Origin of the sequence: Pseudomonas sp. LAMO17WK12:I1, assembly GCF_900177315.1 — a bacterium.
Taxonomy (GTDB): Bacteria; Pseudomonadota; Gammaproteobacteria; order Pseudomonadales; family Pseudomonadaceae; genus Aquipseudomonas; species Aquipseudomonas marginalis.
The window spans coordinates 366133-378186 of sequence record NZ_FWZV01000005.1 but is presented as its reverse complement, the minus strand read 5'-3'; the positions used below and the strand labels follow the sequence as shown (position 1 = coordinate 378186).

The 12054-nt window shown below is 63.5% G+C and carries 11 protein-coding genes; 6 read left to right on the top strand and 5 right to left on the bottom strand.

Translation table 11 applies throughout. From position 1 onward, the window contains the following. Positions 1–6: 6 nt before the first annotated feature. From B9N88_RS12010 to B9N88_RS11990, 5 genes are all read right to left on the bottom strand, one after another. On the bottom strand, positions 7–756 hold the full coding sequence (locus tag B9N88_RS12010) for an SDR family NAD(P)-dependent oxidoreductase (protein WP_027604647.1): 750 nt from the start codon (positions 754–756) through the stop codon (positions 7–9). 77 nt (positions 757–833) lie between these two features. Next, entirely contained in the window at positions 834–1595 is a 762-nt protein-coding gene (locus B9N88_RS12005; RefSeq protein WP_027604648.1) for an SDR family NAD(P)-dependent oxidoreductase, read from the bottom strand. 10 nt (positions 1596–1605) lie between these two features. Then, positions 1606–2946 (bottom strand): MFS transporter, encoded by a 1341-nt coding sequence (locus B9N88_RS12000; RefSeq protein WP_027604649.1) that lies wholly within the window; start codon positions 2944–2946, stop codon positions 1606–1608. A 38-nt stretch (positions 2947–2984) separates the two neighbouring features. Next, positions 2985–3863, bottom strand: coding sequence for a polysaccharide deacetylase family protein (locus B9N88_RS11995; protein ID WP_010212857.1), 879 nt, complete (start codon positions 3861–3863; stop codon positions 2985–2987). Between the two features lie 11 nt (positions 3864–3874). Further along, entirely contained in the window at positions 3875–5206 is a 1332-nt protein-coding gene (locus tag B9N88_RS11990) for an amidase (protein ID WP_027604650.1), read from the bottom strand. 336 nt (positions 5207–5542) lie between these two features. On the opposite strand from B9N88_RS11990, the gene B9N88_RS11985 reads away from it, so the two are divergent. The 6 genes from B9N88_RS11985 (at position 5543) to cmoB (ending at position 12039) form a co-directional block, all read left to right on the top strand. Then, positions 5543–6532 (top strand): GntR family transcriptional regulator, encoded by a 990-nt coding sequence (locus B9N88_RS11985; protein ID WP_027604651.1) that lies wholly within the window; start codon positions 5543–5545, stop codon positions 6530–6532. 119 nt (positions 6533–6651) lie between these two features. Beyond that, entirely contained in the window at positions 6652–9072 is a 2421-nt protein-coding gene (gene lon / locus B9N88_RS11980) for an endopeptidase La (RefSeq protein ID WP_027604652.1), read from the top strand. 187 nt (positions 9073–9259) lie between these two features. Then, positions 9260–9649 carry a protease inhibitor I42 family protein gene (locus B9N88_RS11975; RefSeq protein WP_027604653.1) on the top strand — a complete coding sequence of 130 codons (390 nt, stop codon included), beginning with the start codon at positions 9260–9262 and terminating at the stop codon, positions 9647–9649. A gap of 1 nt (position 9650) precedes the next feature. Then, a complete protein-coding gene (locus B9N88_RS11970) occupies positions 9651–10307 on the top strand; it encodes a lysoplasmalogenase (protein WP_027604654.1) in 657 nt (218 codons plus the stop codon). A gap of 35 nt (positions 10308–10342) precedes the next feature. After that, positions 10343–11086 carry a carboxy-S-adenosyl-L-methionine synthase CmoA gene (gene cmoA, locus B9N88_RS11965; protein ID WP_027604655.1) on the top strand — a complete coding sequence of 248 codons (744 nt, stop codon included), beginning with the start codon at positions 10343–10345 and terminating at the stop codon, positions 11084–11086. Next, entirely contained in the window at positions 11083–12039 is a 957-nt protein-coding gene (gene cmoB, locus B9N88_RS11960) for a tRNA 5-methoxyuridine(34)/uridine 5-oxyacetic acid(34) synthase CmoB (protein ID WP_027604656.1), read from the top strand. The genes cmoA and cmoB overlap by 4 nt, the downstream gene beginning before the upstream one ends. Positions 12040–12054: the final 15 nt, after the last annotated feature.

Below are 12054 nucleotides of genomic sequence, written 5' to 3'. Positions count from 1 at the left end.
CCCCGCTCATGGCATGACATCGCCGGAGTTCGGGCCCAGCGTCTGGCCGACGAACAGGTTGCCGCCCGGTTCACTGGCCAGCAGCACGGCGGTGGGCGCCACCTCGTCCGCCAGGCCGAAGCGTCCCAAGGGCAATTCAGCGGCCTTGGCGCGCTTCCAATCGTCGCTGATACCGCCCACTAACGGCGTCTCGATCGGCCCGGGGGCGATGGCGTTGACCAGCACATTGTCCTTGGCCACTTCCAGGGCCAGGGACTTGGTAAAACCGATGACCCCGGCCTTGGCGGCCGCGTAGTGGGTGAGTTCGGCGCCGCCCTTGATGCCCAGTTGCGACGCCACGTTGATGATCCGCCCCCAACGCTGCGCCAACATATGCGGCAAGGCGCGCTGGCTGGCGACGAACACACTGGTGAGGTCGACGCGCAGCATGTCGTTCCACATCTCGATGGACAGGTCGACGCAACGCGCCTGGGTGAGCATCCCGGCATTGTTGACCAGGATATCGATGCCGCCGAAATGTTCGACGCAACGGTCGACACTGGCCTGGGCGCCTTCGACCGTGCCCACATCGGCCACGCACTCGACCACTTCGGCGCCCAGGTGGCGGCAGGCGGTCGCGGTTTCGGCGAGGCTGGCGGCGTGGCGGTCGGCCAATAGCAGACGCGCGCCTTCAACGGCATAGGCGCGGGCAATGGCGGCACCGATGCCGCTGCCGGCGCCGGTGATCACGGCCCGGCGGTTGGTCAGTTGGTTCATGCAAAAACTCCTGAAAAATTTTACTTCCAATGTGGGAGGGGGCTTGCCCCCTCCCACATTTGGATTGAGTACATCAGTCAGTCAGGCCAGCGCACGGTGAGGCCGCCGTCGATGACGATGCTCTGCCCGGTCAAATAACTCGACGCTTCACTGGTCAAGAACTGCACCAGCGACGCCACTTCATCCGCGCGCCCTACCCGCCCCAACGGAATCGCTCGCGCCGCTTTTGCCAGACCTTCCGGCCCCAGCGAGTTCTTCGCATCCAGCGACTGCGGCGTCTCGATCAACCCCGGGATTACTGCATTGCAGCGAATGCCCAGGGGCGCCAGTTCCACCGCCAGCGAACGGCACAACCCCGGCACACCGGCCTTGGCTGCGGCGTAATGGCTGTGGTCCTGCCAGCCATACACGCCGCCGGCAATCGAAGAGATCGCCACCAGCGCGCCACCTTCGTTCATATGCCGCGTCGCCGCGCGGAAGGTGCGCATCACCCCGGTCAGGTCGACATTGAGCATCTCGTTCCATAACTCGTCGGTCATTTCCAGCAGCGGCGCACGGCGCAGCAAACCGGCGTTGGCCACCGCGTAATCCAGCCGGCCGAAATGCTGTACCGCCTGCTCGGCGAGGGCGTCCACCGAGTCGGTATCGCCCACGTCCAGCGGCAACATCAGGCACTCGCCCCCCGCCTCTTCCACCCACGACACGGTGGTGCCCGGGTCGTGGGGATCGGCCGGGTAATACCCGCCCACCACCGCCACGCCGCTGCGGGCATAGGCCACGGCGAGGGCTTGGCCGATGCCACTGGCGGCACCGGTAATCAGGGCAACTTTACGGCTCATCACATTCTCCTTACTGAACGGTTTCCGGACGCACATGGCGTGCGGCAAACATCAGGGCGCCGGACAAGAAGCATGGCAGCGCGCCGAACCACAGCGCGGCGGTCTGCCAGTCACTGCCGGCGGACAACACCTGGGTCGCACCAAAGCCCGCGACCACGGCACCAATCGGGCCCATGGCATGGATGATCGCGCCGCCGGTGGCGCGGATGCTGGTGGGAAAGCTTTCACTGATAAAGAACAGTGCCGCCGAGTACGGCCCGATCAGGAAGAACAGGCCCAGGCTGTACAGCCCGACCACCATCGGCATATTGCTTGGGCCAAACAGCATGCCGGCAAACGCCAGGCCGCCAAGCATCCAACCCAGGCCGATCACATTGCGGCGGCCGATCTTGTCGCCCATCCAGCCGTGGCTGAGGTAGCCGCAGTAACCCACCAGGTTGGACAGCACGAGGATGATCAGCGAGTTCTCGAACGAGATGTGGTGCACGCTGACGATCACCGAGGTGCCGAGCACACTGAACACCTGGATCGCTGCCCAGTTGAGCAGCAGCGCAGCGCCGATCACCAGGGTGGCGCGACGGGCCGGGCCACGGAAGGCCGCCTTGAGGCCGGCCTTGCTGTGTTCGTCGTAGTCCACGCCGTAGGTCACGGCAACGTTTTGTGCTTCTTTCACCGCGCCGCTTTTACGCAGTTGGCTGATGCGCTGGTGGATCTGGAACTGCGGGCTCTCCTTGAGCTTGCGCGCCATGATCGCGATGACGATGGCCGGGATCGCGGCGAAGATAAAGCAACCCTGCCAGCCGATGATCGGCAGCAACAGCGCGGTCAAGCCGGCGGCGATCAACGCACCGACCGGCCAGCCGCCCTGCACCAGGCTGTAGATGAAGCCGCGGCGCTTGGTCAGGCGCGGGTCTTCCGAGGCGCCATACAGCTCGGTCAGATAGGTGGCGTTGACGGTTTCTTCGGCATACCCCAGGCCGCCCAGCGAACGGATCAGGATCAGCGGCGACTTGCCCCACGCGCCGCCAATGGCGGTCAGCGCCGAGCACAGGGCGGAACCGGCCACGGTGAAAATAATCCCTTTGCGCCGCCCCAGCTTGTCGACGATCGGCCCGATGGCCAAGGCGACCACGGCGGTACCCACCGCCACCCAGGTCGCGATTTCAGCCTGTTCCACTTCACCCCAGCCGAAGTGTCGGCCGATCTCCGGCAGCAAGGTGCCGAACAGGATGAAGTCGTACACCGCAAACACCCAGGCGAAAAACGCGATCCAGGTGGCGAAGCGCACTTCCTGGGACGTCAGTTGCCGGGGTTTCCAGCCAGTCAGGTCAAGCTTGTTGTAGATGGACATAATCGCGCCTCGGGAGGTGGGGGCTGCTTGGGTTGGGATCAGGTACGCGGTTGGCGGCGGATAAAGTCGTCGGCGATTTCGTCGAAGGTGACAAAACGCACGCCGGCATGGCTCTGGATGTGTTCGATCAAGCGCTCGAGCATCAGCAGCACTTGCGGGCGGCCGGACACGTCGGGGTGGATGGTCATGGTGAACACCGCGTGTTCGTGCTCGCGGTAGACCCAGTCGAACTGGTCGCGCCACATTTCTTCGAGGTGGCGCGGGTTGACGAAGCCGTGGCTGTTGGGGGCTTTCTTGATGAACATCATCGGCGGCAGGTCGTCGAGGTACCAGTTGGCCGGGATCTCCACCAGGTCGGTTTCTTCGCCGCGCACCAGGGGTTTCATCCAGGTATCGGGGTGCTGGCTGTAGTCGATCTTGGTCCAGCTGTCGCCCTTGCGTACGTAGTAGGGGTGGAAGTCGTTGTGCATCAGGCTGTGGTCGTACTTGATGCCTTTTTTCAGCAACAGCTCGTTGGTGACCTTGCTGAATTCCCACCACGGCGCGACGTAGCCGGTAGGGCGTTTGCCGGTGACTTGGGTGATCAACTCGATGGATTTATCGAGGACGATTTCTTCCTGCTCGGCGGTCATCGCAATCGGGTTTTCGTGGCTGTAGCCATGCACGCCGATTTCGTGGCCGGCGTCGGCCACGGCCTTCATCTGCTCGGGGAAGGTTTCCATCGAGTGGCCGGGGATAAACCAGGTGGTGCGCAGGCCGTAGCGTTCGAACAGTTTGAGCAGGCGCGGCGCGCCGACTTCACCGGCGAACAGGCCGCGGGAGATGTCGTCGGGCGAGTCTTCGCCGCCGTAGGAACCGAGCCAGCCGGCGACGGCGTCGACGTCGACGCCAAATGCACAGAGGATGTCTTTAGCCATGGTGTTTCTCCTTAAAGGTTGAGGACGGATTCGACGGACAAGGCCGCGCGCAACAGCCGCGCATCTTCTCCGCTCGGGGCGCTGAGCAGCAGCCCGGTGGGCAGGCCCTGGGCATCGCGGCCGCTGGGTAAGCTGATGCCCGGCATGTCGAGAAAACTGCCGGGCATGGTCAGGCGCAGGGTGGCGAGGTTGGTTTTCACGAACAGTTCGTCGTCGGCTTCAAGCGGTGCCAATGCCGGGGCGACATGGGCGACGGTGGGGGTGATCAGGATCGCGCCGTCGAGGTCATCGAGCAGTTGCTGTTGCAGGCGGCGGCGTGCGTCGGTCAGGTGGATCAACTGGCTGGCCGGCAATGTGCGCGCGGCTTCAAGGCGGCGACGCACGCGGGGGTCGAGGTGCTCGGCGTCAGCACTGTCGAGCAGGGCCTGGTGCAGGGCGAAGGCTTCGAACGCGCCGAGCCAGCCTTGGTGCTTGATCAGCTCCAGGGTGGCCTGGAACGGGGTGCTGTCACGCTCTTCAATCAGCGCACCTTCGGCCTTCAGTCGCTCAACGGCACGCAGCAGGTTGTTGCGCACCGCAGGCTCCACGTCGGCCAGCACCCCCTGTTCCAACACAAAACGCTGCCCTTTCAGGCGGCGGGCACTGTGCTGCCGGGCACGGCCATGGAGCAGGTCGTCGATGGCCAAGGCATCGCGCACGCTGCGGGTCAACGGGCCAAGGCTGTCGAGGGAACGGGCCAGGGGAAACACACCGTCGCGGCTGTAGCGTCGGCTGCTGCTGCGGTACCCCACCAGGCCGTTGAGCGCTGCCGGAATGCGGATGGAGCCTGCGGTGTCGGTGCCCATGGCGATCGGCACGATACCGGCCGCGACCGCCACCGCCGAACCGGACGACGAGCCGCCGGGAATACGCGCCTGGTCGGTGCCATGGGGATTGTGCGGCGTGCCGAAATGCGGGTTCAGGCCCAAACCGGAATAGGCGAGTTCGCTGAGGTTGGTCTTGCCGACACTGACCATCCCGGCACGGCACAACAGGCCCACGCTGGGGGCGTCCAGCAACGCGGCGGGCGCAGTGCGGCGGTAGGCGGCACCAGCGGTGGTGATGCTGCCGGCCACATCGAACAGGTCTTTCCAGGCCAGGGGCACGCCATCGAACACGCTCAAGGGCTGGCCGGCACGCCACCGGGCGGCGGACGCTTCGGCTTCACGGCGGGCGCGTTCGGCGGTCAGGGCAATAAATACGCTGGTCGAGCGGCTCGCTTGATCGAGTGCCTGCTCAAGGGCTTGCACCGGGTCGCTGCGACCGTTGGCGAAATCCTCGGCCAGTGAAGTGGCGTCTGACATCAGGGAAACCTCATAAAACGTACATATTCATAAAATGTACATTTTACAAAGGCAGCTTTCGTGCCAGTCTCTGCGTAGCGCTCTTGGCGCGATTACGCATTCTTACCCAGAGCTACGGGATAGATGGTGTTGATCGATGGAAAAAAATCGTGCGCCACGCTTGCGAAGCGCCTTCAATGAAATAATGTATCTTTTATTAATAAGTACATTTTGGTGCAGAAAAGTAACATTCCTACGTTCAAGGCCCCAAAAAAGTGCCACCGACGTGGCGCAGAGTGACAGGCGCAACTTATGAGAGAATCCCCGGCCATCGTCCTACATGCCTTTGAGAAATCGATGAAAGCAGTGTCCGCCTCGGCCTCCCGTTACGCGATGATTCACCAGGTGTTGCGCGACGCGATCGTCAATGGCACCGCGCGCCATGGCCTGGTATTGCTCGAAGCGCCCCTGGCCGAGCTGTTCGGCACCAGCCGCGTGCCGGTGCGCAAGGCGCTGGACCTGCTGCACGCTGAGGGCTTGATCTGCCGCTTCAACGGCCGGGGTTACCTGATCAACCCAGAAGGCCTGGCCATGGAGCCGCTGCGCCTGCCCCTGAGCCATGCGCACCTGGGCCTCAATGGCGAGGCCGAACTGGTGGACACCCGGCCGTTGGGCGAGCGCATCGTCGAGGAAATCGGCGCGGCGCTGTCCACCTGTATCGCCTTCGGCCATTACCGCCTGGATGAGCAGGCCGCCGCCGACCACTACGGCGTCAGCCGCGCGGTGGTGCGTGAAGCGCTGATGCGCCTGCGCGACCGTGGCCTGGTGGAAAAAGAGCCCTATTCCCAATGGCTGGCGGGGCCCCTTACCGCGCGGGAAGTCACCGAAGATTACGAACTGCGCGCCTGCCTGGAACCCGAAGCCCTGCGCCAGAGTGCCCCGAACCTCGACCGCGACATGCTGGAAGCCATGCTGCAGCGCGTGCTGGATGCCCAGGACAGCCCCCAGTGCAGCCTGGAAGCCATCGAGCAGATCGAAGAGGACCTGCACCAGCGCTGCCTGGCCGGCCTGCAGAACCGCAAGATTGCCGCGCTGATTCGCCAGGGCCAGAGCCCGATGATCATCAGCCGGATTTTTTACCGATTGCTGGGGATCGGTGCCGATCCGGCGATGCTTGCCGAACATCGCTTGATTCTGGAGCTGCTGCTGCATGGCGCATTCGATGCGGCGGCGTTGAACCTGCGCGAGCACTTGCAACGGGCGCGGCAGCGGATGTTGCAGCGCTTGAAAGTCCTGTCGGTGCTGCCAGAGCAGCCACTCCCCGCCTACCTTCACAAAATCAGCTGATCCCATGCGGGAGGGTCGCCGCAGTAATTTCCTGCAATATGTTGCTATCTCACCCCCACCATTGAAACCACTGCTGCCCCGCCCCATCTAAGCTGCATACTTCCTTATGCAGGTGCCCCATGAGCGACCAGCAAGAATTCCCTGATTACGACCTCAACGATTACGCCGACCCCGAAAACGCTGAAACCCCTTCGTCCAATACCGGCCTGGCCCTGCCTGGGCAAAACCTGCCGGACAAGGTCTACATCATCCCGATCCACAATCGGCCGTTCTTCCCGGCGCAAGTGCTGCCGGTGATCGTCAACGAAGAGCCGTGGGCCGAGACCCTGGAGCTGGTGAGCAAATCCGACCATCACTCCCTGGCCTTGTTCTTCATGGACACGCCGCCCGAAGACCCGCGCCATTTCGACACCTCGAGCCTGCCGCTGTACGGCACCCTGGTGAAGGTGCACCACGCCAGCCGCGAGAACGGCAAGCTGCAATTCGTCGCCCAGGGCCTGACCCGCGTGCGCATCAAGACCTGGCTCAAGCACCACCGCCCACCGTACCTGGTCGAAGTGGAATACCCGCACCAGCCGAGCGAGCCGACCGACGAGGTCAAGGCCTACGGCATGGCGCTGATCAATGCGATCAAGGAACTGCTGCCGCTCAACCCGCTGTACAGCGAAGAGCTGAAGAACTACCTCAACCGCTTCAGCCCCAACGACCCGTCGCCCCTCACCGACTTCGCCGCCGCGCTGACCTCGGCCACCGGGAACGAGCTGCAGGAAGTGCTGGACTGCGTGCCGATGCTCAAGCGCATGGAAAAAGTCCTGCCGATGCTGCGCAAGGAGGTGGAAGTCGCGCGCCTGCAAAAAGAACTCTCCGCCGAGGTGAACCGCAAGATCGGCGAGCACCAGCGCGAGTTCTTCCTCAAGGAACAGCTCAAGGTCATCCAGCAGGAACTGGGCTTGACCAAGGACGACCGCAGCGCCGACGTCGAGCAGTTCGAGCAACGCCTGGAAGGCAAGGTGCTGCCGGCCCAGGCGAAAAAACGTATCGATGAAGAACTGAACAAACTGTCGATCCTCGAAACCGGCTCGCCGGAATACGCCGTCACGCGCAATTACCTGGACTGGGCCACCTCGGTGCCCTGGGGCGTGTATGGCGAGGACAAACTCGACCTCAAACACGCACGCAAGGTGCTGGACAAGCACCATGCCGGCCTGGATGACATCAAGAGCCGCATCCTCGAGTTCCTCGCGGTGGGCGCCTATAAAGGCGAAGTCGCCGGCTCCATCGTGCTGCTGGTGGGCCCGCCGGGCGTGGGCAAGACCAGCGTGGGCAAGTCCATCGCCGAGTCCCTCGGGCGGCCGTTCTATCGCTTCAGCGTCGGCGGCATGCGCGACGAGGCCGAGATCAAGGGCCATCGCCGCACCTACATCGGCGCCCTGCCGGGCAAGCTGGTGCAGGCGCTCAAGGATGTGGAAGTGATGAACCCGGTGATCATGCTCGACGAGATCGACAAGATGGGCCAGAGCTTCCAGGGCGACCCGGCTTCGGCACTCCTGGAAACCCTCGACCCGGAGCAGAACGTCGAATTCCTCGACCACTACCTCGACCTGCGCCTGGACCTGTCCAAGGTGCTGTTCGTGTGCACCGCCAACACCCTGGACTCGATCCCCGGCCCGCTGCTGGACCGTATGGAAGTGATTCGCCTGTCGGGCTATATCACCGAAGAAAAAGTCGCCATCGCCAAACGCCACCTGTGGCCAAAGCAGCTGGAAAAAGCCGGCGTGTCGAAAAACAGCCTGAGCATCAGTGACGGCGCCCTGCGCGCACTGATCGACGGGTACGCCCGGGAAGCCGGGGTGCGCCAGTTGGAGAAACAACTGGGCAAACTGGTGCGCAAGGCGGTGGTCAAGCTGCTGGATGAGCCGAACTCGGTGATCAAGATCGGCAACAAGGACCTGGAAAGCTCCCTCGGCATGCCGGTGTTCCGCAACGAGCAGGTACTGTCGGGTACCGGCGTGATCACCGGCCTGGCCTGGACCAGCATGGGTGGCGCGACCCTGCCGATCGAGGCGACCCGTATCCACACCCTCAATCGCGGCTTCAAACTCACCGGGCAGTTGGGTGAGGTGATGAAAGAGTCCGCCGAAATCGCCTACAGCTACATCAGCTCCAACCTGAAGTCGTTTGGTGGCGACCCGAAGTTCTTCGACGAAGCCTTCGTGCACTTGCACGTACCGGAAGGCGCCACGCCGAAGGACGGCCCGAGCGCCGGGGTGACCATGGCCAGCGCGCTGCTGTCCCTGGCGCGCAACCAGGCGCCGAAAAAAGGCGTGGCCATGACCGGCGAACTGACGTTGACCGGGCATGTGCTGCCAATTGGCGGCGTGCGCGAGAAGGTGATTGCGGCGCGGCGCCAGAAGATCCACGAGCTGATTCTGCCGGAGCCGAACCGTGGCAGTTTTGAAGAGTTGCCGGAGTACCTGAAGGAAGGCATGACGGTGCACTTTGCCAAGCGCTTTGCGGATGTGGCGAAGGTGTTGTTCTGATAGCACGCTAGCGCCTGAACTGGCCTCATCGCCCCCCCCCCTCCCACACTTGAATGTGTTCACACATCAACATGTGGGAGGGGGCTTGCCCCCGATGGCGTGAGTGGCCGCAACCTGTATCCTGCTTGTAACACCCTGTCTTATCTTCGGTTATGCTCGGTCTTCGTCGCCAAACAACGGAGCCCCCATGACCGCTGCCCGCCTGCTTCTCCCCCTGAGCCTTTGCCTGCTCGCCGCCTGTGCCAGTGCGCCGAAGCAAAACGTCACCGTGGACAACCAGAGCGCCTGCCCGCTGCAACTCAAGACCGGGCAAAACCTGATCCTCGCCCTGCCGAGCAACCCCACCACCGGCTACCGCTGGGCCATCCAGGATTCTGCCGGCGGCGTATTGCGGGCCCTGGGCCCCGAGGTGTACAGCAGCTCGGAATCCGGTGTGATCGGCGGCGGCGGCCAGTCCACCTGGCGCTTCCAGGCATTCGCAGCCGGCCAGGGGCGGTTGCGCCTGACCTCCCAGCAACCCTGGGAACCGGAAGCCGAGCCCGCCGAGACCTTCGACTGCGCCATTACGGTGAACTGATATGCCATGGCTGATTCTTGCGTTGATGGGCGCCGGCACCTTTATCTACGGCCTGAGCACCCATGCCACGTTGCTGTGCCTGCTGGTCAAGCCGCTGCCGGTCCTGGCGCTGCTGGGCTGGCTGCATGACGCGCCGCCGACCGAGTATCGACGCTGGATCAGCCTCGGGCTGATTTTCTCCCTGGTCGGCGATGTATTGCTGGCCTGGCCGGGCGACCTGTTTATCTTCGGCCTTGGCGCCTTTCTGTTTGCCCACCTGGCCTACCTCAAAGCCTATTGCAGCGACTGCCGCCGTCTGGCGCTGCTGCCGTTGGCGTTGGCGCTGGGCGTGGGCGCGATCCTGCTGGGCATCCTGATTTCCCACGGCCTTGGTGAACTGCTGGTACCGGTGGTGGTTTACGCACTGGTGATCAGCGCCATGCTCTGGCGCGCGCTGGCACGCGTGGGCAGCGATGTGCCGAAACGCTCGGCGCTGCTGGCGGCCGCGGGCGCGGTGTCGTTTGTGTTTTCCGACACGCTGATCGGTATCAATCGGTTTGTGCTGTCGTTCGACGCCGCGCCGTATTTGTTGATCGTCACCTACTGGCTCGGACAGTGGGGCATCACCGCCTCGGCTTTCCATCAGACAACCCGCGCACACGAGGGCCAACTTGGCTAAAATGCCGGCCTTTCCCCTTCGTCGCCGGAACAACCGTGAGCAAAGAACCCGATCGCCTATTCGCCCAGCCCCTGCCCCAGGTGCCGGACTTCGCCTTTAACGAGGACGTGGTGCGGGTGTTCCCGGACATGATCAAGCGTTCGGTGCCCGGTTACCCGACGATTGTCGAAAACCTCGGCGTGCTTGCGGCGCAGTTTGCCCAACCGCACAGCGTGCTCTACGACCTGGGCTCGTCCCTGGGTGCGGTGACCCAGGCCTTGCGCCGTCATGTGCGCACCGACGGTTGCCGCGTGATCGCGGTGGATAACTCGGCGGCCATGGTCGAGCGCTGCCGCGAATACCTCAATGGCCAGGACTCGATGTTCCAGGAGCTGCTGCCGGTGGAGGTGATCGAGGGCGACATCCTCGCGCTGCAGTTCCAGCCGGCCTCGGTGGTGGCGTTGAACTTCACCCTGCAATTCATCGCCCCGGATGAGCGCCTGGCGTTGCTCGGGCGTATCCGCCAGTCGTTATTGCCCGGCGGCGCACTGATCCTTTCGGAAAAGCTGCGCTTCAATGACCTGGAAGAGCATGCGCTGCTCACCGACCTGCATATCGCGTTCAAACGCGCCAACGGCTACAGCGAACTGGAAATCGCCCAGAAGCGCAGCGCCATCGAAAACGTCATGAAGCCCGACAGCCTCGAAGAACACCGCGAACGCCTGCTGGCGGCCGGGTTCTCGAAAGTCGTGCCGTGGTTCCAGTGTCTTAACTTTGCCTCGTTGATTGCCTTGCCATGATTGATCTGTCCCCCCTCGCCCGCCATCTGGTCGGCACCCCGCTGGCCGTATGGGCCCAAGGCCTGCAAGCGCAGCTCGATAGCAAGATGGAAAAGGGTCATGGCGACCTGGAGCGTTGGCAGAGTGCCCTGGACGCGCTGCCAAGGATCCAGCCCAGCGAAGTCGACTTGCTCAATGGCCTGGTGCTGGACACCGATTGCGACGACGCCACCCGCGCGCAGATGCACACCGCGCTGATGGGCTTGAGCCCGTGGCGCAAGGGCCCGTTCCACCTGTTCGGCGTGCATGTGGACACCGAATGGCGCTCGGACTGGAAGTGGTCGCGTGTGGCCCCGCACCTGGACCTGAAGGGCAAGCGTATTCTCGATGTCGGTTGCGGCAACGGTTACTACATGTGGCGCATGCTCGGCGCCGGGGCCGACAGCGTGATTGGCGTCGACCCGAACTGGCTGTTCTTCTGCCAGTTCCAGGCCGTACAGCGTTACCTGTCCGAACCCAAGGCCTGGCACCTGCCGTTCCCGTTTGAAGACCTGCCGGCGAACCTGGAAGGCTTCGACACGGTGTTTTCCATGGGGGTGTTCTATCACCGCCGCTCGCCGATCGAGCATCTGCTGGCGCTGAAGGACACCCTGGTCAAGGGCGGCGAACTGGTCCTGGAAACCCTGGTGGTGGAAGGCGACCAGCAACAGGTGCTGGTGCCGGAAGACCGTTATGCGCAGATGCGCAACGTGTGGTTCCTGCCGTCGGTGCCGGCACTGATGCTGTGGCTGCGGCGTGCCGGGTTCAGTGATGTGAGGTGCGTGGATGTGAGCGTGACCACGGTGGAGGAACAGCGCGGAACGGAGTGGATGAAGTATCAATCCCTCAGCGACTTCCTCGATCCGCAGGATCACAGCAAGACGATTGAAGGGCTGCCGGCGCCGATGCGGGCAGTCATCATCGCTAAAAAGTAAGCCTCCAAGCTCCCT